Here is a 19706-nt window from a genome sequence, read left to right on the forward strand (position 1 = left end):
CCTCGAGGCTCGAACGGCATCGGTGCTCAGCCGAGTAAGCCGACCCGGTCCAGCGAGTATTCCCACAGCCGGGCGGCCTCGGCCTCGTCCCGGGCGGACCGGTAGAGCGTCAGTTCGGCCGGGCCCCCGGTGAACTGCCCGAACCCGTCCGGCCCGTAGAGGCGTCCGCCCTGAGCGCGAGGGCTCGCGGCAGCGTACAGCGGCGGAAGCGCGCCCCGGTCCACGCTCTGGACCAGTACCCCCATCCGGTGCAGACGGGTCATGATCGCCTCGTGCGGGGCCGGCCGCCGGCGGCCGAGGTTGGGTCCGGCGGTGTAGAGCCCGGTGAGCGTGGTGCCCGGGTGGGCGGCGTTGCTGACGATGCCCCAGCCGGCGTCCCGGCTGCGCCGGTCCAGTTCCAGGGCGAACAGCAGGTTCGCCAGCTTGGACCGCCCGTAGGCCCGGACCGGGGAGTAGCTCCGCTCACTCTGCGGGTCGGTCCAGTCGAACCGGGCCTGCCGGGCGGCGCTGCTGGTCACGGTGGTCACCCGGGCGTGCCCGGCCCGCAGCAGCGGCAGCAACCGGACAGTGAGCGCGACATGCCCCAGGTGGTTCGTGCCGAACTGCAGTTCGAAGCCGTCGGCGGTGGTGTGCCGGGTGGTGGGTGCCATCACCCCGGCGTTGTTGATCAGAATGTCGATCGGCCGGCCGTCGGCGATCAGCTCCTCCGCCAGGGTGGCCACCGAGGTCAGTGCCGCGAGGTCCAGCGTCCGCAGAGACGCGGCGGCGCCGGGCGCCTCCCGCCGGAGACGGCCGAGGGCCGCCGCGCCCTTGGCGGGGTCCCGGACGGCGAGGAGCACCTCGGCGCCCGCGGCGGCCAGCCGGGTGGCCAGGCCCAGGCCCAGCCCGCCGCTCGCCCCGGTCACCAGGGCGAGCCGGCCGGTGAGGTCGGGCAGCGGGGAGACGGTCAGTTTCTTCATGGCAACTCCAGGTCAGCGGGTTCGCCTCCACGCTGACGCGCCCGCCGGCCGGTAACCATGCTCTGCCGCTACATGCGTCACCGGGGCCGGTCAGCGTCGCCGCCCGTCCAGTGCCGCCGGATCCGGCCGGCGCCCCGGAACAGCAGCCAGAGGAACAGGGCGATGACGGCACCGGTCAGCAGGGTCCACGGGTCGCCCTGGACCAGCCGCACCAGTGCGTACGCCGCCAGGGCGAGCAGGGCGACGAGCAGCACCCCGCGAAGCCCGGCGAGGATGCGCAGCGTCGCGGCGACGCGGGACCGGGAGATGCTGCGACCGTCGCCGCCGGCCCGGGCCCAGAGCGTGGCCAGCACGATGACGACGACGGCGAGCTGGGCGAGCGCGCCGCCGACGGCGAACGGCAGGCCCGGCAGTTCCCCGGCGGCGAGCATCGCCGCACCGCCGGCGGTGAACCCGGTGAGCAGGACGACCAGGACGAGGCCGGCGAGGACCGTCCGGCGGGCCCCTCGGCGGGCGGCGGCCGGATCGGGCAGCGGGACGCGGTCGTCCGGCGGGTCCACGGGCGCGGTCGCCATCAGGGCTTGATGTTCCAGTCGAGGGTCCGGCCGCCGTCGTGGACCCGGCCGTTCGAGATGTCGGAGACCAGGGTCGGCCAGTTGCCGCCCGGCAGGCCGTCGCTGTTGTGCAGCCGCTGGTCGAGGTCGCGCATCTGGGTCCACAACACCGTCAGGTAGGTGATGCCCGCGGTGACGACCGCCGTGGTCAGCGCGATCGCCTTGGCCGTCGAACCGGCGGCGGCCGCTGCCGCCGGCGGGGCGGTGATGATGCCGAGCGCCGCCGCGGCCTCGGCGATCAGCTCGACGATGAACGGCACGACGACCGCGGCGATGCCGAGCCAGAATGCGATGATCGCGCCCGCGATCTTCCACAGCGCGTCGTCCAGCTCGTCCGTGGCGGCCTTGACGGCGGCCAGCGCCTTGCCCTGCAGGGGGAGGATCCCGGTGTAGGCGCTGGCCGCCGTGCCGCTCCAGTAGTCGTCGACGAGCAGTTGCCCGGCGTCGACCCGGGCGGCCAGCTCGTGCGCCGGGCCACCGACCTGTCGGGTCCAGGTCTCGCCGTGCGAGTAGAGCGTCCAGGGCACGCCCCAGCGGGTGAAGAACTTGCCGACCTCGGAGAAGAACTTCGCCAGCAGCTCACCGAACCTGCGGAGCAGGTCGAGCGCCTGCTGGGCGAGTGGTCCCAGCCACTGCAGGGCGCTGTTCACCCCGTCGATGATCTCGTTCGCGAGCCGCTCGACCCGCTGGATCCCGTCCTCGATCGACCGGATCAGCTCGTCGAACTCGCCTTCGGACAGCGGGAGTGGGCGGGTCACCGGGGCTCCTCAGTAGATGTTGTTCAGCCGGTGGACGGCGTCGGCCTCGTCACGCTCGTAGCCGTCCGCCGCGTTCCGCAGCGACACCGCCACCGTCTCGCAGGTCGCGCTGCCCTCGCCGAGCAGCCGGATCAGCCGGTCCTGGAGTTGCCGGTACAGGTCGACGAGGCCGACCTTGTCCCCGATGTAGGAGAAGTGCAGCGCCGCGAGGTCGAGGCGGGCGGCCACCTGGGCGGCGTCGCGCAGGATGTCGCCCGAGTCGTCCCAGACCGTGGCGTCGCGGCGCAGCGCCTCGATCGAAGCCTTCAGTTTCTCCGGGCCGGGTGGCGGCATCTCAGGCGCTCCCTGGGGGTCGTCGGGGTGCCAGGCCGAGGCTGGCGAGAAGCTGGGCGGGGTCGCCGGCCATCCGGTCGAGCTCCCGGTAGGGCCACGAGCCGCGCAGCGGGGTCGCGTCCGCGCGTTGCGCGTACGCCTCGTGCACCGCCTGGGTCACCGCCGCGCCCACCTGTTCGGCGTCGGCGGACCCCAGCCACTCGTCGTCGAAGGTGACCCCGGACAGCCGGTCGCCGGCGAGGGTCACCCGCACCCGGTCGTCCGGACCGCCGACGGATGAGGTGGCCAGGGCGGCCGCGCGGGCCTCGCGTTCGAGCTCGTCCAGCCCCGCGAAGGAGTCCCTGAGCACGTAGAACAGGCTCCGGGCGTAGTTCACGGCCGAGTCGTCGACGGGATCGGTCAGGCCGGCGACCGACGGGCTGGCGCCCGGCACCGGGTCGGCCGCGTCGTCGGTCGGCTGCTGCGTCACCCCGTGCACCCACGCCTGGGCCCTGCGCCGGGCCGCCTCGTCGGCCGCCGCCACGATGGCCGGGCCCAGGTCGTCCGCGCCGACCCGCCGGTCCCAGTCGGGAAACACCTCGACCGCGTCGATCCGGCCTTCGGCGGCCAGGGCCACCCGCACGACCTCGTGGGGATCCCGGGCCGACGCCTCGACCGCCTCCCGATCGCCCGCCGCCAGCCGTCGGGACAGCGCCTGCGCCTCTCGGCGCAGGTGCTCCAACTCGGCGATCTCGTCGAGCGGGTCGCTCACGATCGCTCCCCATCACGCAGGTCGGCACTGGCCCTCACAACCTAACGGGCGCGCGTCGTCGCCGCTGCCCCGGATGCCGGCTTGACCTTGACGCAGCGTCAACCCCGCATGCTGACGCCATGACCGTTGAATCCCCGATGACGAGCCAGCCGGCCTCCGGGCCCGCGATCCAGGTCCGGGGCCTGGAGAAGTCCTACCGGGAGCTGCACGTGCTGCGCGGCGTGGACCTCGACGTCGCGCGGGGCAGCATCTTCGCCCTGCTCGGCTCCAACGGCGCGGGAAAGACCACAGTCGTGCGGATCCTGGCCACGCTGCTCAAGCCGGACGCGGGGACGGCCGGCGTCAACGGCTTCGACGTCGTCCGGCAGGCGGCGAAGGTGCGCGAGTCGATCAGCCTGACGGGACAGTTCGCGGCCGTCGACGAGATCCTGACCGGGCGGGAGAACCTGGTGCTGGTCGCCCGGCTGCGGCGGCTGCGGGATCCGGGCCGGATCGCGGACGACCTGCTGGGCCGCTTCTCGCTGGCGGACGCGGCCGGTCGGCGGGTGTCGACCTACTCGGGTGGCATGCGTCGCCGCCTCGACATCGCGATGAGTCTCATCGGGAACCCGCCGGTGATCTTCCTCGACGAGCCGACGACCGGCCTCGATCCGCAGGCCCGGCTGGAGGTGTGGCAGGCCGTCCGGGAACTGGCCGGGCAGGGCACCACCGTCCTGCTCACCACGCAGTACCTCGACGAGGCCGAACAGCTCGCCGACCGGATCGCGGTCCTGCACCAGGGCCGCATCATCGCCGACGGCACCCTCGACGAACTCAAGCGGCTGCTGCCGCCCGCCACGGTCGAGTACGTCGAGAAGCAGCCGACCCTCGAGGACGTCTTCCTGGCCATCGTCGGTGACCAGGGCGTCGCCGGCACCGCCACCGCCACCGCCGGCACTGCCACCACCGCCGCCCCGAAGAACTGAGGAGCCACGATGAGCACGCGTTTCGTCGGCGACACCGCCGCCCTGCTGGGCCGGTCCCTGCGCCACATCAGCCGCAGCCCGGACACCATCATCTCGACCGCGATCATGCCGGTCGCCTTCCTGCTGCTGTTCGTCTACGTGTTCGGCGGCGCGATCCGCGCCGGGTCGGACCGGTACGTGAACTACCTGCTGCCCGGCATCCTGGTCATCACGGTGGCCTCGGGCGTCTCCTACACCGCGTACCGGCTCTTCCTGGACCTCAAGGGCGGCATCTTCGAGCGGTTCCAGTCCATGCCGATCGCCCGCTCGTCGGCGCTGTGGGCGCACGTGCTGACCTCGCTGGTCGCCAACCTGGTCTCGCTCGTGGTGGTGGTGCTGGTCGCCCTGGTCATGGGCTTCCGCACGGGTGCCGGCGTGCTCGACTGGCTCGCGGTGGCCGGCATCATGATGCTGTTCACCCTGGCCCTGACCTGGCTCGCCGTCATCCCGGGCCTGACCGCCAGGTCGGTGGACGGCGCGAGCGCGTTCTCCTATCCGCTCATCCTCCTGCCGTTCGTCAGCTCGGCCTTCGTACCCACGGAGAGCATGCCCGGCCCGGTGCGCGCCTTCGCCGAGAACCAGCCGGTGACGTCCATCGTCAACACCATCCGTGAGCTGTTCGCCGAGCAGCGGGTCGGTGCCGACAGCTGGATCGCCCTCGGCTGGTGCGCCGGCCTGCTCGTCGTCGCGTACGGCCTCGCCACGGCCGTGCACCACCGCAGGATCAGGTGACGGCGGGACCGGGTGGCAGGCTGAGGTCATGCTGACGATCGGACGGCTGGCGTCCTACGCCGGGGTGACCATCCGCGCGGTGCGGCACTACCACCAGGTCGGGCTGCTCCGGGAGCCGGAGCGCGACGCCTCCGGCTACCGGAGCTACGACGCCGCCGCCGTGGTGCGCCTCATCCGGATCCGGACCCTGGCCGAGGCCGGGGTCCCGCTGGCCCGGGTCCGCGAGCTGCTCGACGCCGACCCCGAGACGTTCGCCGCCGCGACCACCGAGATCGACCGGCAGTTGCGGACGCAGATCCGCACGTTGCAGGAGCACCGGCGGCGGATCGCCCGGCTCGGCTCCGGCGACACCCTGGCCGTTCCGGCGGAGGTGGTCGACTACCTGGACCGGCTGCGTGCCCTCGGCGTGCCGGCGGCCGTCATCGACGGTGAGCGCGACGGGTGGATCCTCATGGCGGCACGCTGGCCGGAGGCGATCCCGGCGTTCATGGCCGACAAGGTGGCCCAGCTGGGGAACCCGATGGTCGTCCGGTTCTACGGCCTCATCGGTCGGATCGCGGAAGACCCGCACGACGAGGACTTGCTGCGCGAGACGGCCGACCTGATGAGCGAGATGTTCGCGCAGGCGGAGGCCGCCGGGGAGCTGGACCAGCAGAACGACGTCATGCCCGACGCGGCGTTCGTGCGGCTGATGGACGCGTTCGCCGATGCCGCCCACCCCGTCGTCGCCCGGCTGCGGGAGTTGGTCGCCGAGCGCGGGTGGACCGGGTGGACCATGGTCGAGAAGCGGGCGCCCTGACGGCCGCACCGGGTCAGCCGCGTTCGCGGGAGGCCAGGGCCTGTTCCGCGTACGCCCAGAGGCGGTCGGCGGCGGCCGGGTCGACGGCGTGCGCGGCGACCCCGCCGGTGGCGTCCGGGCCCCCGGCCACCACCTCGAGTTCCTGGTTGTCCTCGAAGTACCGGCCGGTGATCCCCTCGACCAGCGGCGACGCCGCCAGCAGCACGGTGGTCGCCGCGCCCTGGGCGGGCGTCTTGAAGTGCGGCGGGTCGATCCGGTTGCCCGCCTCGTCCAGCGCCCCGAACCCCCGCAGCGTGTCGTCGTCCAGATAGCGCTGGAGATTGGTGTTGATGTAGCCGGGGTTGAGGGCGTTGCCGGTGATGCCGTCGCCGGCCCAGTGCTGGGCGATGCCCACGGCGAGCAGGACGTCCGCGGTCTTCGACCGGCCGTACGCCGCCCACGGGTCGTACGGCTGCGCCGCGAAGTGCGGGTCGGCGAAGTCGAACGGCTGGGACAGGTGCGCCCCGGAGCTGACGGCCACCACCCGGGCGGCGCCGGCGGCGCGCAGGTTGTCGTGCAGGCCGCGGGCGAGCGCGAAGTGGCCGAGGTGGTTGGTGCCGAGCTGAAGCTCCCACCCCTGTGCGGTGAGCCGGCGGGTCGGCACGGCCATGATCCCGGCGTTGGCGACCAGCGCGTGCAGCGGCCCGTCCCAGCCGGCGACGAAGGCGTCGACCGAGGCCAGGTCGGCCAGGTCGAGGGCGGCGGCCCGGACGGCGCCGGGGCCCGGTCCGGCGAACTCCGCCACCAGGGCGTCGGCGCTGCCCGGGTCGCGGGTGGCCACCGTGACCTCCGCCCCGGCTGCGGCCAGGGCCCGGGTGGCGGCCGCGCCGATCCCGGAGGCGCCGCCGGTGACGATCATCCGGCGGCCGGTCAGGTCGACGCCGTCGAGGATCTCGGCGGCGGTGGCGCGGGCGGTGAACGGGGTGCTGACCCGGGTGTGCGTTGTCATGCCCTCGACGCTACGGACGGACGCCCTGGACTGTCCGTAGTCTGGAGTCCGCCATTCTTCAGCAGGCGTCCAGGGGAGGGTTTCGTGGATCCGTTGGAGGACGTGCTGGCGGTCGCCGGCACGACCAGCCGCCTGTCCACGGCCATGTCGGCCGGCGGTCGCTGGGCGCTCCGCTTCGACCCGCCGGCCGGCGTCAAGTTCAACGCGGTGCGGCGCGGCAGCTGCCTGCTGCGGGTCGACGGCGTGCCCGAGCCGGTCGCGCTGGTCGAGGGCGACTGTTTCCTGCTCACCCGGCCCCGGAACTTCATCCTGGCCAGCGATCCGGACACCCCGCCGGAGGCGGCCGGGCCGGTCTTCGCGGCGGCCGTCGACGGGGTGGCCCGGGCCGGCGTGGGTGACGACGTGTTCCTCATCGGCGGCGCGTTCTCGTTCACCGAACGCGCCCGTGCCCTGCTGCTGGACGGCCTGCCGCCGGTGGTGCACGTGCCCGCCGCGCGGCCGGAGGCCGCGACCGTCCGGTGGGCGATCGGGGAGATCGCCGCCGAGCTGCGGGCGGCGCCGCTGGCCGGCCGGCTGGTCGCCGAGCACCTCGCCCTGGTCATGCTGATCCGGATCCTGCGCCTGCAGCTGGCCCAGGGCGGTGGCACCGGGTGGCTGGCCGGCCTGGCCGATCCGGTGCTCGCCGCCGCGCTGCGGGCCATCCACGCCCGCCCCGACCACCCCTGGACCGTGGCCGAGCTGGCCGGGGTCGCCGCGGTCTCCCGGTCCACGCTGGCCGCCCGGTTCAAGGAGGTCGTCGGCCAGGGCCCGGTGGAGTACCTCACCGGCTGGCGGATCGAGCTCGCCGCCGACCGGCTCCGACGCGGCGACGACACCCTCTCCGTGATCGCCCGGGCGGTCGGTTACGGCTCGGAGAGCGCCCTCAGCGTGGCCTTCAAGCGCGCCACCGGCCTGTCGCCGCGCGCCTACCGCAACCGGGCGGCGCACGGATAGCTGCCGGGGACGGCTCGCTCCCTTGAGGCGTCCGTGAGCCCTGTGCCATTCTTATCCCTCGATGGGACGCCGCGCGGGCGGAACCCGCCGTCCGACTGGGCAACCGGGACCTCCTCCCGGGGGACGGCGACGAGCGAACACCAGCAGCGCCGCCGGCCGCAGCCACACCGCTGCCGGCCGGGCGCATCCCCGATCGTCGCCCACGAAGGAACGAACATGGACAACCCTGGTCCCGCGCGGGTCCACCACCCTGCCCCGCCACCGTCCCGGTTCCACCACCGACGCTGGCCGGCCCTCGCCGCGAGCCTGCTGCTCGCCGCGGCCGGCCTGGCCGGTGCCGCTCCGGCCGGTGCCGCCGCCGCGGCCGACCCGGTGACCGTGACCGTCAACGCCCGGGCCGGGCTGGCCACCGTGCCGGACACCGCGCTGGGCGTCAACCACGCCATCTGGGACAGCAATCTCGGCACCGCCGAGACCTCCGACCTGCTGCGCGCGGCCGGCGTGCGGATGCTGCGCTACCCGGGCGGGTCCTACGCGGACATCTACCACTGGCGCACGCACACCGCGCCCGGCGGATACGTCGCCCCGAACACCGACTTCGACACCTTCATGGCCGCGACCAGGCGGGTCGGCGCCCAGCCGATGATCATCGCGAACTACGGCACCGGCACCCCGGCCGAGGCCGCGGACTGGGTCCGGTACGCGAACGTGACCAAGAAGTACGGCGCGAAGTACTGGACGGTCGGCAACGAGAACTACGGCAACGGCCTCTACGGGTCCGCCTGGGAGGCCGACGACCACCCCGACAAGAGCGCCACCCAGTACGCCAACATGGTCGTCGAGTACGCCGACGCGATGAAGGCGGTCGACCCGACGATCAAGGTCGGCGCGGTGCTGACCATGCCGGGCAACTGGCCGGACGGGATCAAGGCCGACGCCGACCCCGGGCCGTGGAACCGCACCGTGCTGGAGATCGCCGGCCCGAAGATCGACTTCGTGGACGTGCACTGGTACCCGGGCGGCAACGCCGCCGAGTCGCTGTCCCGCACCGCGCACATCGACGACGCGATGTATCTGCTCCGCGAGGCGCTCACCCGGTACGCCGGGCCGGGCGCCGCAAGGATCGGCATCAGCTTCACCGAGCTGAACGTCGGGCAGGGGCAGAACACCCAGCCGGGCGCGCTGTTCCTGGCCGACGCGTACAGCGACCTGCTGGAGAACGGCGTCTTCACGGCGCAGTGGTGGAACGTGCACAACGGGATCGGCGAGGTGTCGACGGTGGCCGGGCAGACCGACTACGGCGACTTCGGGATGCTGTCCAGCGGCGGGTGCACCGCGGACGGCTCGGTCTGCGAGCCGCCGCTGAACACGCCGTTCGCGCCGTACCACGGGCTGTCCATGATGAACCTGTTCGCCCGGCCGGGTGACCAGTTCATCCGCGCCGGCACCGACCAGCCGCTGGTCGCCGCGCACGCGGTACGGCGCGGCAACGGTGACCTCGCCGTGCTGCTGCTGAACAAGGACCCGGACAACGCGTACCCGGTGACGATCGACTACGCCGGCTACACCCCGGCCGCCGGCGCGCCGACGGTCTACACGTACGCGAACGGGGCGACCGCCATCGCGCAGGACCAGTCCGGCAGCGCGACCAGCCGGACCCTGCCGGCGTACTCGCTGACCACGCTGGTGCTGCGCCCGGCCAGCCCGCCGACCGGCCAGCCGGCCGCGCCGGGGCCGCCGGTCGCCAGTGCCGTGACGGACCGCACCGCCACCATCTCCTGGCCGGCGCCGCCGCCCTCGGGGCTCCCGGTCAAGGTGGAGATCCATCGGCAGTTCGGGACCGTCAGCGAGCAGCTGGGGGAGACCACCGGTTCGTCGTTCACCGTCCGCAACCTCACGCCGGGCACCCGGTACACCGTCAACCTGCTGGCCCGCGACGGCGCCGGCCGGGTCTCCTGGTCCTCCCCGCCGGTCACGTTCACCACGGGTAGCCCGGCCAGCAGCAGCTGCGCCGTGCGCTTCACCGACGTCAACGACTGGGGCAACGGCTACGTCGGCAGCGTCGACATCGTCAACAACGGGTCGCAGCCGATCAACGGCTGGGCGCTGACCTGGCGCTGGCCGACCTCCTGGCAGCAGGTGAGCAGCGGCTGGAACGCGACCTGGACGCAGACCGGCGCGACGGTGAAGGTCACCAACGCCGACGGCAGCCCGCCGATCCCGGGCGGCGGCGGCAGCACCACCGTCGGCTTCGTCGGCGCGTACGGCGGACCGAACGTGCTACCCACGGTGTTCACCCTCAACGGGGTGCTCTGCACCACGCTGTGAGCCGAGCCGGCCCGCCGGACAGCCCCGGGCTGTCCGGCGGGCCGAGGCGTGCCGGGGGCGCCGGACGATCTAGCCGCCGAGGAGTTCCACCGGGCCGCCCTGCTCGATGATGATCGGAATGGCGGTGCCGTACCGCTTCGGCAGTTCCGCCCGCGCCCGGGCGACCGCCAGGGTGCTCACCACGACACCCGAGCCGTCGTGGCGCGGGCCGACCGCGTTCACGTCGACGCCGCGCGTGCGCCAGTAGTCCATGTCGTCGGTGATCCGATCCTGCAACGCGCTCAGCTCGGCAGCGGAGTGGGCGGCGTCGCGCAGGAGCACGCACTGCCCGGCGGCGACGTCCCGCACGTACGCGTCGAACCGCGCCGACGGCAGGCGGTAGACGATGACGTAACCCTGCTCGGGCACCGTCTCCAGGCCGGCGAAGACGTCGCGGAAGGTGGACTCCCCGGCCTGCTGGATGCTCCCGAGCGCCTCGGACAGCTCGTCGGACTCCGGATACATGGTCGCCCCAGCGGTGACTACGGATTCCGGCGGACTCGGCGGCGTCGCGCACCCCTCGACGCCCGGCGTGCCGCCGGCTTCCGGTGCCGCGTCCGCAGCGCCACCCGCCTCCCGGGCGCACCCACCGACGGCGACGATCATCGCCGCCAGCCCCACCAACAGGATCTTCCGCACGACGCCTCCCGAACCCCGATCGTCGGCAGGATAGACGCACCGGCGCCGGCATGGGTTCCCGGACGTCGCCGACGAGATGCGGATCCGCGCGCGGGCGACGCCTCAGTGGACGCGGGTCGTACCCATCGTCCGTGCGCGCCCCGGGCGGACGCCGTCGGGGCCGGCGCGGCGGTACCGGCCGGGAGCGGCTCCGAACCGGCGCTTGAACGCGTTGGCGAAGGCGAACTCCGAGGTGTATCCGACCTTGCCGGCGATGGCGCCCAGTGGCGCGTCGGACTCCTGCAGCAGCCGGGCGGCGGTCGTCATCCGCCACCAGGTCAGGTAGGTCAGCGGCGGCTGGCCGAGCAGGGCGGTGAAGCGGCGGGCGAACGGGGTCCGGGACAGCCCGGCCTCGGCGGCCAGCGTGGCGACCGTCCACGGCCGCGCGGGATCACGGTGGATGGCCTGCAAAGCGGCGGCGGTGGGCGGATCGTTGAGCGCCGCCGCCCAGCCCGTGGTGGTGCCGCGGGCCGGCTGCTGCTCCAGCCAGGCCCGCAGGATGTGCAGCAGCAGGGTGTCGAGCAACGCGGGAACGATGGCGTCGGTGCCGAGACGTGGGCGGGCCAGCTCGCCGGCGAGCAGCTCGACGGTGGCCCGCAGCTCTGGATGGCGCCCCAGGTGGGCCGGCAGGTGGACGAGTTCGGGCAGGTCCCGCAGCAACGGATGGGCCCGGGCGGGATCGAGCTGGTATCCGCCGCAGAGGGTGACCGTGGTCGGGGGGCCGCCGGCGGACCCACCGACGGTGTCGTTGGCGAAGCGGTGGGGGAGCTGCAGGTCGGTCGGGTCGCAGGCGGGCGCGGCCGGTGCGGTCGACGGGTTGTCGGCCAGCGTGTGCCCCCGCCCGTGCGGCCGGAAGACCACGTCCCCGGCGGAGAGCGGCACGGCCTCGCCCGCCGGGTGGATGAGCCAGCACGGTCCCTGCAGGATCACCTGGAAGCCGGCCGACCCCGGCACGGGCGCGAACTGTTGCGCCCACGGGGCGTGCCAGGCCACCCGCGCCGAGCGTGGTTGCCCGGTCCGCATCACCGCGATCACGTCGCTGAGCACGTCCACCCGTCGAGCGTAACGTCGCGGGACGATCGCGCATGAATCAAGGCCTTGCAAGCATGGTTCGTCCTCAGTGGTCGCCATAGTTTCGACGGGTGAAGGCGATCAAGCGGGCGGCGAGATCATCCATTTCCCGAACGGAGCCATCGATGACCACTGTCTCCACCTTTTCGAAGCCCACCCGGCTGGGCACCGGCCTGCTCGCGCTCGCCGGGGCGGTCGTCGCCGTGGCGCTGGTCTGGGCCGCCTCCCGGGTGCTGGGCATCGAGCTGCGCGTCGACCCCGGAAACGGCCAACCTCCCGGCGTCATCAGCCTGCCGTTCGCCGCCGTCCTCACGCTGCTGGTGTCGGCGCTCGGCTGGGGGGCGCGGGCGCTGCTGGGGCGGCTGACCGGCCGGGCGGCGACGATCTGGACGGCGCTCGCCGGCGGCGTCCTGCTGCTGTCGTTCCTGCCGCTGTTCGGGGTCGAGGCGACCGGCGCGGCCAAGACCGTGCTGGCGCTGATGCACCTCGCGGTCGCCGCCGTGCTGATCCCGGTCTTCGGTCGGCGTGGGGAGGCGGCCGGGCCCGGCCGGTGATCACGCCGTCGGCCACCACCGCTGCCCCTCGGGGACGTCCCGGACGAACACCAGCCCGTCGATGCCGGCCAGCTGGGCCGGGTCCAGCGGCGCGTAGCCGAACCAGGGTGACACCCGGGCGGCGGGCACCGCGTCGCCGAGCGCCTCGGCCAACCGGCCCGGGTCGGCCAGGAGCCGGTCCTCGGACAGCGCGTGGAGCAGCCCCTCGATGGTGTCCGGGGGCGGGGTCCGCACGCCGTGGTGGTGCAGCGTGCCGAGCGCCGTGGCCAGGAAGGCGTACTCCTCGCCCAACCGGGCGGCGGCGATCGCGCCGGCGCTCCACCACTGCACCGGTCCCTGCCACATCCGCATCGTGATCCGGTGTCGTTGCAGGTGCGCGTTGTTGGCGTGCACCAGCGCCGGGCCGCGTTCGGCGAGGGCGAGCAGGTTGTCGGCCATCATCGAATCCCGCAGCGCACCCAGCCGCGACATGCGGCTGGGTGCGGGGTCGGCCATCGCGGCGTGGTAGCGCAGCAGCCCGACCGCGGTACGCCCGAACAGGCGGGCCCGGTCCCACTCCTGCGGTGTGGACGCCGCGACCAGGTGGGGCGTCTGCGCGTCGAGCAGCGCGACCAGGTCGTCGGCGACCAGCCGCAGCTCGCGGGCCTCGGGCGTGTGACCGATCGACCGGGCGGGCTCCATCATCGCGGCGGGATCGGTCCATCGGTCGTCGGCCCCGAGCAGGCGGTCGAGCGTTTCCGCGGTGCAGGGCAGCGCGTCGGTGTCCACCCGGGCGGCGAGGTAGCCGTGCAGCGCGGTGAGCGCCTGCCGGGGGCTCGCCGCCTCGGTGAGCTCCAGCGGGCCGTCGAACCCGGCGAAGCGCACCTGCTCGGTTGCGGTCCGGCCCTCGTTGTACGCGCGCATCCAGCGCACCAGCTCGCGGTTGGCCGGGGAGGCGCCGAAGCCGTGGCTGAAGCCGCGCGTCATGACGTCGTCGAGGGTGCCGGTGCCCGAGGTGATGTGGTCGTCCACGACCAGGCCCCGCAGGCAGTCGCTCTCGATGGCGATCGTCCGGTAGCCCGCCTGCTCGACGAGTTGCCGGAAGAGTTCGTTGCGCACGTCGAGCAGCACGTCCTCGCCGTGGGTGGGCTCGCCGAGGGCGAGCAGCCGTGGCCGGGTCGCCAGCAGGCGCAGCACGGTGGTGGCGTCGACGGGGTGTACGGCGGCGGTGACAGCAGCGGTCATGGCATAAACGGTATCGTTGAACCAACGGTTGAGACTTCCACCGCGATGTGAGCGTGAGGATGCGGCAAAACCTTCAAAGCGGGCGTCATCTGCGGCCGGTCGACCTGGCGCGCGGGCACGGGCTGTCCACGCAGGCGGTCCGCAACTACGAGGCGGCCGGGATCCTGCCGGCCGCTGAACGCACCCCGCACGGCTACCGCACGTACACGCCGCGGCACGCGCACGCGCTGCGCGCGTTCCTCGCTCTTGTGCCCGGCCACGGCCACCGGGCGGCAACGGCGATCATGCAGGCGATCCACCGGGGCGCGACCGAGGAGGCGCTCCGGCTCGTCGACGAGAGTCACGCCCAGCTTCTCGACGACCGCCACACGCTCCGGGCCGTCGAAGCCGCGCTGCGCGACCTCGACCCCGCGCCGCCGGAGCGCGGCGACACCTTCGTCGGCCCGCTGGCCCGCCGGCTCGGCCTGCGCCCGGCCACCCTGCGCAAGTGGGAACGGGCCGGCCTGGTCCAACCGCGCCGCGACCCGCACACCGGCTACCGCGTCTACCGGGCGGCCGACGTCCGCGACGCTCTCCTGGTCCACCAGCTCAGACGAGGCGGCTACCGGCTGGAGCAGATCGCCCCGCTGATCGCCCAGGTCCGCGCCGCGGGTGGTGTCGCACCCCTGGAATCGATGCTGCGGGACTGGCACGCCCGCCTGTCGGCCCGCGGTCGCGCCATGCTCACCGGTGCCGCCGCGTTGGACGCCTACCTCGGCCACCGGCCGTCGGGCTGAGCGGGGGGCGATCCGGCCTCGGTCACCCCTGGTGTTCCGGCCGTACACGGCCGGCCACCATAATGGACGGATGGTCGCTTGGGAGTACGCCCTGCTGGTCCGCCGCTACCAGGGGCAGGGCCGCAATTTTCACGTCTCGTTCGTCTGGTACGGCCCGGACGGGTCACGCACCGACATCACCGCGTACGGAGACACCGCCATCGCGCACCTCAACCGGGCCGGTCGGGAGGGCTGGGAGCTGGTCTCCGCCGCCGAGGACGTCAACAACGTCCAGGGCAGCACCGAGGTCCACCGCTACCACCTCAAGCGCCCGCTGGCCTGATCCCCCCGTTCCACCTCGTCGATCAAGGGGTTCACGTCGCCGCCGACGCTCCGGGGCGACGCGAACCCCTTGATCGACCAGGAGGTCAGGACAGGGTGACGGTGGGATAGAGGGGGAAGTTGCCGAGCAGGTCGGTGGCCTGCCGGCTCACCTTGTCGGCCAGGGCCGGGTCCAGCACGTACTTCGCCTTGGACTCGCCGGCGGTGGTCTGGCTGAGCACGGTGTGGATCAGCTCGGCGGTGGCGTCCATCTCGGCCGTGCCGAGACCCCGGGTGGTCAGCGCGGGCGTGCCGATCCGGATGCCGGAGGTGTACCAGGCGCCGTTCGGGTCCTGCGGCACGGCGTTGCGGTTGGTCACGATGCCCGAGTCGAGCAGCGCCTGCTCCGCCTGCCGGCCGGTCAGGCCGTAGGAGGAGACGTCGATCAGCACCAGGTGGTTGTCGGTGCCGCCGGTGACCAGCGTGGCGCCCCGGCGGGTCAGCCCCTCGGCCAGCGCCTGCGCGTTGCTGACGATCCGCTGGGCGTAGTCGGCGAAGTCGGGGCGGCGGGCCTCGGCCAGCGCGACCGCCTTGGCGGCCATCACGTGCGGCAGTGGGCCGCCGAGCACCATCGGGCAGCCCCGGTCGACCTGGTCGGCCAGCTCCGGCCCGCAGAGCACCAGGCCGCCGCGCGGACCGCGCAGCGACTTGTGGGTGGTGGTGGTGACGATGTGCGCGTGCGGCACCGGGTCGAAGTCGCCGGTGAAGACCTTGCCCGCGACCAGGCCGGCGAAGTGGGCCATGTCCACCATGAAGGTGGCGCCGACCTCGTCGGCGATCTCCCGCATGATCCGGAAGTTGACCTTGCGCGGGTACGCCGAGTAGCCGGCCACCAGGATCAGCGGCTTGAACTCCCGGGCCGCCTCGGCCACCAGGTCGTAGTCGATCAGGCCGGTGGCCGGGTCGGTGCCGTAGCTGCGCTGGTCGAACATCTTGCCGGAGATGTTCGGCCGGAACCCGTGGGTGAGGTGGCCGCCGGCGTCCAGCGACATGCCCAGCATCCGCTGGTTGCCCAGCTCGCGGCGCAGCGCGAACCAGTCCGCCTCGGTCAGCTCGTTGACCTGACGCACCTGGGCCTTCTTCAGCGCCGGGGACTCCACCCGGTCGGCGAGGACCGCCCAGAACGCCACCAGGTTGGCGTCGATGCCGGAGTGCGGCTGCGCGTACGCGTGCGACGCGCCGAACAGCTCCCGCGCGTGCTCGGCGGCGAGCGCCTCCACGGTGTCGACGTTCTGGCAGCCGGCGTAGAAGCGGCGGCCGACGGTGCCCTCGGCGTACTTGTCGCTGAGCCAGTTGCCCATGGCCAGCAGGGTCGCCGGGGAGGCGTAGTTCTCGCTGGCGATGAGCTTGAGCGACTCGCGCTGGTCGGCCAGCTCCTGACCGATCGCGTCGGCCACCCGGGGCTCGACGGCCCGGATGACCTCCAACGCGCTGCGGAAGGCGGTGGACTCGGCGTTCGGCGACATGCGACCTCCTGGAGAATGTGCGAAGGCCCAGGCGCTCGGCGTGCGTCCGTATGACGAGACCGCTTCCCGATGGTGCTCCATCCCCACGCGCCAGTCACGGCCCGCAGCCGATCCTAGCGGGTTCGTCCGGCCTCGTCCCGGTGCACCCGCCGACGCGGGCGGCGACGGTGCGGGCCCGCCGCCGGACCGGTCGCCGGCGGCGGACCCGCGACTCCTCACCTAGGATCGAAAGCCATGACGGTGACCGCGGACGACGGCACCCTCTTCGCGATCAGCGACCTGCACGTCGGTCACGCCGCCAACCGGGCCGTCGTGGAGTCGCTGCGTCCGCGCTCGCCGCGGGACTGGCTGCTGGTCGCCGGGGACGTCGGTGAGCTGGTGGCCGATGTGGAGTGGGCGCTGGGCCTGCTCGCCGGGCGCTTCGCCCGGGTGGTCTGGACGCCCGGCAACCACGAGCTGTGGACCCCGACGAGCGACCCGGTGACGTTGCGCGGGGTGCCGCGCTACCAGCACCTGGTGGCGATGTGCCGGCGGCTGGGCGTGCTCACCCCGGAGGACCCGTACCCGGTCTGGCGGGGCCCCGGCGGGCCCGCGCTGGTCGCGCCGCTGTTCCTGCTGTACGACCACAGCTGGCGCCCCGACGGGCTGGCCAGCCGGGAGGCGGCGCTGGCCGAGGCGTACCGCAGCGGCGTGGTCTGCACCGACGAGTTCCTGCTGCACCCCGACCCGTACCCGAGCCGGTGGGATTGGTGCGCCGCCCGGGTCGCGGAGACCGCCCGCCGGCTCGACGGCAGCGACCCGGCCCTGCCGACCGTGCTGGTCAACCACTTCCCGCTGGTCCGCGAGCCGACCCGGATCCTGCGGCATCCGATCTTCGCCCAGTGGTGCGGCACCGCCGCCACCGCCGACTGGCACCGGCGCCACCACGCGGTCGCGGTGGTCTACGGGCACCTGCACATCCCGCGCACCACCTGGCACGACGGGGTGCGCTTCGAGGAGGTGTCGGTGGGCTACCCGCGGGAGTGGCGGCCCCGGCCCCACCCGCCCGGGCGGCTGCGCCAGATCCTGCCCGCACCCGACGAACCGGCCGCCGGGCCGGAGGGGATCTTCCGGTTCTGACCCCCGGCGGTGCGGACCCGGCCGGGTCCGCACCGCGCAGCACGGGTCAGGCGTTGACCGCGTCGACGGCCTTCTTGATCGCCTTCGGGTCGGTGGGGGTCTTCGGCGCGTCCTTGCGCAGCGCGATCATCCGCTCGCCGATCTCCTGGAGCACGTTACGGCCGAGCGCCTGGCGCACCTTCGGGAACCACTCCTGCTCCTCCTCCTCGACGTGGTGCAGCACGTTCTCGATCAGCACCGTGGTCTTGGCGTTGAAGTGCTCGTCGGTGGCGTCCATCGCGTACAGCTCGGCGCAGAGCAGGTCGGCGACGTGGTGCTCCTCGTACGACTCGAGGATGTCGTCCTCCAGGTCCGGCAGCAGCTTGCGGACCTCCGGGTACATCACCTCGTTCTCCAGATAGGTGTGCACCGTCAGCGCCTCGAGGATCTGCCCGACCAGCTTCTGCCGCCTGGCCGCCGGGGCGTCCTCGGCCTGCTGGAACTCCTTGAACAGGCGGCGCATTTCCTTGTGGTCCTCTTTGAGCAGGACGATGGCATCGGTGGACACCCGTACCTCCTAGTTTGTCGCTGGTCGTCCCCCCGGTACCCCGCCTCGGACCTGCGAAAACGGACGGGCCCGGCGCGTGTCGCGCCGGGCCCGCCACCGATGGTGCTACCGCTACTTCACCGCGTTGTACGCGTCGACGATGCCGGCGCCGTAGAACCCGTTACGCGCCCCGCCGGAGCAGGTCGCGTCCCAGGCGTGCGGGCCGTCCGGGTGCAGCGGCGCCGGGTTGTAGACGCCCTGCGGGCAGGAGCCCGCCACCGCGGTCCGCTCCAGGAACGACGCCAGCTGGCCCGGGGTCATCCCCGGGTGCGCCGACAGCGCCAGCGCCGCCACGCCGGCCGCGTGCGGGCCGGACATCGAGGTGCCCTGCTTGTAACCCCAGCCGTTGGCCTTCGTGTTCTTGTCCCAGGTGGTGGACAGGATCTGGTCGGTGGTGGTCGGGGTCGCGCCCTGCGTGCGGATCCGGCTGTCGCCACCCGGCGCCGTCACGTCGATGACACCCTGGCCGTACGAGGAGTAGTAGCTCTTCTGACCGGTCGGGCCGACCGCGCCCACGGTCACCACGCCCGGCACCTCGGCCGGCAGGTCGAGGCAGGCGTTGGTGAGGTCCTCACGGTTCTCCGGCTTCCCGTTGTTCGGGCTGCCGGTGTCCGTGATCTTGTGCGCGAGGTCGTAGTTGCTGTTGCCCGCCGACGCCACGTTCAGCACGCCCTTGGACTGCGAGTAGCGGATGGCCCGCTGCACCGCCTGCCACACCGGACGCTGGCGGGCGTCGTTGCGGCAGTTGAGCTCCCACGGGTCGATGTAGTAGCTGTTGTTGGTCACCTGCATGCCGTGGTCGGCGGCCCACAGGAACCCGCAGACCGCGGCCTCCGGGTAGATGTAGCCGTCGTTGTCGACCACCTTGACGGCGGCGACCTTGGCGCCCGGCGCGATGCCGGTCACCCCGACGCCGTTGACGGCGGCGGCGATGGTGCCGGCCACGTGGGTGCCGTGGTCGCTGGTGGTCGGGTTCCACGCCGCCTCGGCGGTGTCGGTGACACCGCCGATGCACGAGGTGGACTTGTCCTTGGCGATCTGGGTCGCCAGGTCGGGGTGGCTGCTGGAGATGCCGCTGTCCAGCACGCCGACGACGACGTCCGGGCTGCCGGCGTTGACCGCGTGGGCCTGCGGGACGTGGATCATGTCCATGTCCCACTGCTGCCCGTACAGGGGCTCCTTGGTCGGGTCGACGGCGGCGATGTCGGCCGCGGCGACCTCGACGGTCTCGCCCTCGTCGAGGGCGGTGCCCAGGCCGGCGGTGGAGGCGACCGACTCCACGCCCGCGCCCGCCACCTCGGTGGCGAAGTTCGGGTTGGTGGAGCGGGCGACGAGCACGCCGATCTGGCCGTAGCTGGCCACGACGGTGCCCTTGGCGGCCGCCACCCGGGCGGCGGCCTTGTCGGTCTTGCCGCCCTGCGGGGCGAGGACCAGGAACGTGGTGTCCGGGCCCACGGCCGCCGCCGGGGCCAGCCCGCCGGCGAGGGCGAGGCCGGCGCCGAGCGTCGCGGCGGACGCGGCGGCCAGTGTCTTGCGACGGAGGTTCTTCACACAGACTCCCAGGGGGGCTGATC

Annotated in this window: 21 protein-coding genes and 1 riboswitch; of the genes, 9 read left to right on the forward strand and 12 right to left on the reverse strand. The window is 73.3% G+C overall.

Annotated elements, in window-relative coordinates; genetic code table 11:
* Nucleotides 1-26: 26 nt before the first annotated feature.
* The 5 genes from K7640_RS20760 to K7640_RS20780 all read right to left on the reverse strand — a co-directional run bounded on the left by K7640_RS20760 (nucleotide 27) and on the right by K7640_RS20780 (nucleotide 3415).
* Nucleotides 27-959 (reverse strand): SDR family oxidoreductase, encoded by a 933-nt coding sequence (locus tag K7640_RS20760; RefSeq protein ID WP_222956536.1) that lies wholly within the window; start codon nucleotides 957-959, stop codon nucleotides 27-29.
* Nucleotides 960-1036: 77 nt separating this feature from the next.
* Nucleotides 1037-1534: a hypothetical protein gene (locus K7640_RS20765; protein WP_222956537.1), complete on the reverse strand. Its 498-nt coding sequence runs from the start codon at nucleotides 1532-1534 to the stop codon at nucleotides 1037-1039.
* Nucleotides 1534-2331 (reverse strand): hypothetical protein, encoded by a 798-nt coding sequence (locus K7640_RS20770; RefSeq protein ID WP_222956538.1) that lies wholly within the window; start codon nucleotides 2329-2331, stop codon nucleotides 1534-1536. Before K7640_RS20770 ends, K7640_RS20765 begins: the two co-directional genes overlap by 1 nt.
* A gap of 9 nt (nucleotides 2332-2340) precedes the next feature.
* Entirely contained in the window at nucleotides 2341-2664 is a 324-nt protein-coding gene (locus K7640_RS20775; RefSeq protein ID WP_222956539.1) for a hypothetical protein, read from the reverse strand.
* A gap of 1 nt (nucleotide 2665) precedes the next feature.
* On the reverse strand, nucleotides 2666-3415 hold the full coding sequence (locus tag K7640_RS20780; protein WP_222956540.1) for a YbaB/EbfC family nucleoid-associated protein: 750 nt from the start codon (nucleotides 3413-3415) through the stop codon (nucleotides 2666-2668).
* A 119-nt stretch (nucleotides 3416-3534) separates the two neighbouring features.
* Between K7640_RS20780 and K7640_RS20785 the strand changes: the two genes are divergently transcribed.
* From K7640_RS20785 to K7640_RS20795, 3 genes are read left to right on the forward strand one after another with little or no spacing between them, the layout of a single operon-like run.
* Complete coding sequence (locus K7640_RS20785; protein WP_305072233.1) at nucleotides 3535-4380, forward strand: ABC transporter ATP-binding protein; 846 nt, start codon at nucleotides 3535-3537, stop codon at nucleotides 4378-4380.
* A 9-nt stretch (nucleotides 4381-4389) separates the two neighbouring features.
* Nucleotides 4390-5151, forward strand: a complete 762-nt coding sequence (locus K7640_RS20790) for an ABC transporter permease (RefSeq protein WP_222956541.1) — start codon at nucleotides 4390-4392, stop codon at nucleotides 5149-5151.
* A 28-nt stretch (nucleotides 5152-5179) separates the two neighbouring features.
* Nucleotides 5180-5950: a MerR family transcriptional regulator gene (locus K7640_RS20795; RefSeq protein WP_222956542.1), complete on the forward strand. Its 771-nt coding sequence runs from the start codon at nucleotides 5180-5182 to the stop codon at nucleotides 5948-5950.
* A 13-nt stretch (nucleotides 5951-5963) separates the two neighbouring features.
* On the opposite strand, the gene K7640_RS20800 is transcribed toward K7640_RS20795, so the two are convergent.
* Complete coding sequence (locus K7640_RS20800) at nucleotides 5964-6938, reverse strand: SDR family NAD(P)-dependent oxidoreductase (RefSeq protein ID WP_222956543.1); 975 nt, start codon at nucleotides 6936-6938, stop codon at nucleotides 5964-5966.
* An 84-nt stretch (nucleotides 6939-7022) separates the two neighbouring features.
* On the opposite strand from K7640_RS20800, the gene K7640_RS20805 reads away from it, so the two are divergent.
* Nucleotides 7023-7931, forward strand: coding sequence for an AraC family transcriptional regulator (locus K7640_RS20805; protein ID WP_222956544.1), 909 nt, complete (start codon nucleotides 7023-7025; stop codon nucleotides 7929-7931).
* Nucleotides 7932-8147: 216 nt separating this feature from the next.
* Nucleotides 8148-10259 carry a cellulose binding domain-containing protein gene (locus tag K7640_RS20810; protein WP_222956545.1) on the forward strand — a complete coding sequence of 704 codons (2112 nt, stop codon included), beginning with the start codon at nucleotides 8148-8150 and terminating at the stop codon, nucleotides 10257-10259.
* Between the two features lie 69 nt (nucleotides 10260-10328).
* Here K7640_RS20810 and K7640_RS20815 read toward each other — a convergent pair whose 3' ends face one another.
* Together K7640_RS20815 and K7640_RS20820 are read right to left on the reverse strand one after the other, a co-directional pair.
* Nucleotides 10329-10937, reverse strand: a complete 609-nt coding sequence (locus K7640_RS20815; RefSeq protein WP_222956546.1) for a hypothetical protein — start codon at nucleotides 10935-10937, stop codon at nucleotides 10329-10331.
* Between the two features lie 102 nt (nucleotides 10938-11039).
* On the reverse strand, nucleotides 11040-12029 hold the full coding sequence (locus tag K7640_RS20820; protein ID WP_222956547.1) for an AraC family transcriptional regulator: 990 nt from the start codon (nucleotides 12027-12029) through the stop codon (nucleotides 11040-11042).
* Between the two features lie 143 nt (nucleotides 12030-12172).
* On the opposite strand from K7640_RS20820, the gene K7640_RS20825 reads away from it, so the two are divergent.
* Nucleotides 12173-12601, forward strand: coding sequence for a DUF6069 family protein (locus K7640_RS20825; protein ID WP_222956548.1), 429 nt, complete (start codon nucleotides 12173-12175; stop codon nucleotides 12599-12601).
* Here K7640_RS20825 and K7640_RS20830 read toward each other — a convergent pair whose 3' ends face one another.
* Entirely contained in the window at nucleotides 12602-13825 is a 1224-nt protein-coding gene (locus K7640_RS20830; protein WP_222956549.1) for an erythromycin esterase family protein, read from the reverse strand.
* 59 nt (nucleotides 13826-13884) lie between these two features.
* Between K7640_RS20830 and K7640_RS20835 the strand changes: the two genes are divergently transcribed.
* On the forward strand, nucleotides 13885-14601 hold the full coding sequence (locus K7640_RS20835; protein ID WP_222956588.1) for a TioE family transcriptional regulator: 717 nt from the start codon (nucleotides 13885-13887) through the stop codon (nucleotides 14599-14601).
* Nucleotides 14602-14671: 70 nt separating this feature from the next.
* Entirely contained in the window at nucleotides 14672-14923 is a 252-nt protein-coding gene (locus K7640_RS20840) for a hypothetical protein (RefSeq protein ID WP_109802644.1), read from the forward strand.
* An 85-nt stretch (nucleotides 14924-15008) separates the two neighbouring features.
* Here K7640_RS20840 and K7640_RS20845 read toward each other — a convergent pair whose 3' ends face one another.
* Nucleotides 15009-16427 carry a glycine hydroxymethyltransferase gene (locus K7640_RS20845; protein ID WP_222956550.1) on the reverse strand — a complete coding sequence of 473 codons (1419 nt, stop codon included), beginning with the start codon at nucleotides 16425-16427 and terminating at the stop codon, nucleotides 15009-15011.
* A gap of 18 nt (nucleotides 16428-16445) precedes the next feature.
* Nucleotides 16446-16535, reverse strand: a riboswitch (ZMP/ZTP riboswitch).
* Nucleotides 16536-16661: 126 nt separating this feature from the next.
* Between K7640_RS20845 and K7640_RS20850 the strand changes: the two genes are divergently transcribed.
* On the forward strand, nucleotides 16662-17546 hold the full coding sequence (locus K7640_RS20850; protein ID WP_222956551.1) for a metallophosphoesterase: 885 nt from the start codon (nucleotides 16662-16664) through the stop codon (nucleotides 17544-17546).
* A 46-nt stretch (nucleotides 17547-17592) separates the two neighbouring features.
* Here the strand turns inward: K7640_RS20850 and K7640_RS20855 are convergent, their stop codons facing one another.
* Together K7640_RS20855 and K7640_RS20860 are read right to left on the reverse strand one after the other, a co-directional pair.
* A complete protein-coding gene (locus tag K7640_RS20855) occupies nucleotides 17593-18093 on the reverse strand; it encodes a hemerythrin domain-containing protein (protein WP_222956552.1) in 501 nt (166 codons plus the stop codon).
* Between the two features lie 111 nt (nucleotides 18094-18204).
* The gene (locus K7640_RS20860) at nucleotides 18205-19683 is read right to left on the reverse strand and encodes a S8 family serine peptidase (protein ID WP_222956553.1); all 1479 of its coding nucleotides are present in this window, start codon (nucleotides 19681-19683) and stop codon (nucleotides 18205-18207) included.
* Nucleotides 19684-19706: the final 23 nt, after the last annotated feature.

The sequence above is a fragment of the Micromonospora sp. PLK6-60 genome (assembly GCF_019890675.1).
Classification (GTDB): Bacteria; Actinomycetota; Actinomycetes; order Mycobacteriales; family Micromonosporaceae; genus Micromonospora.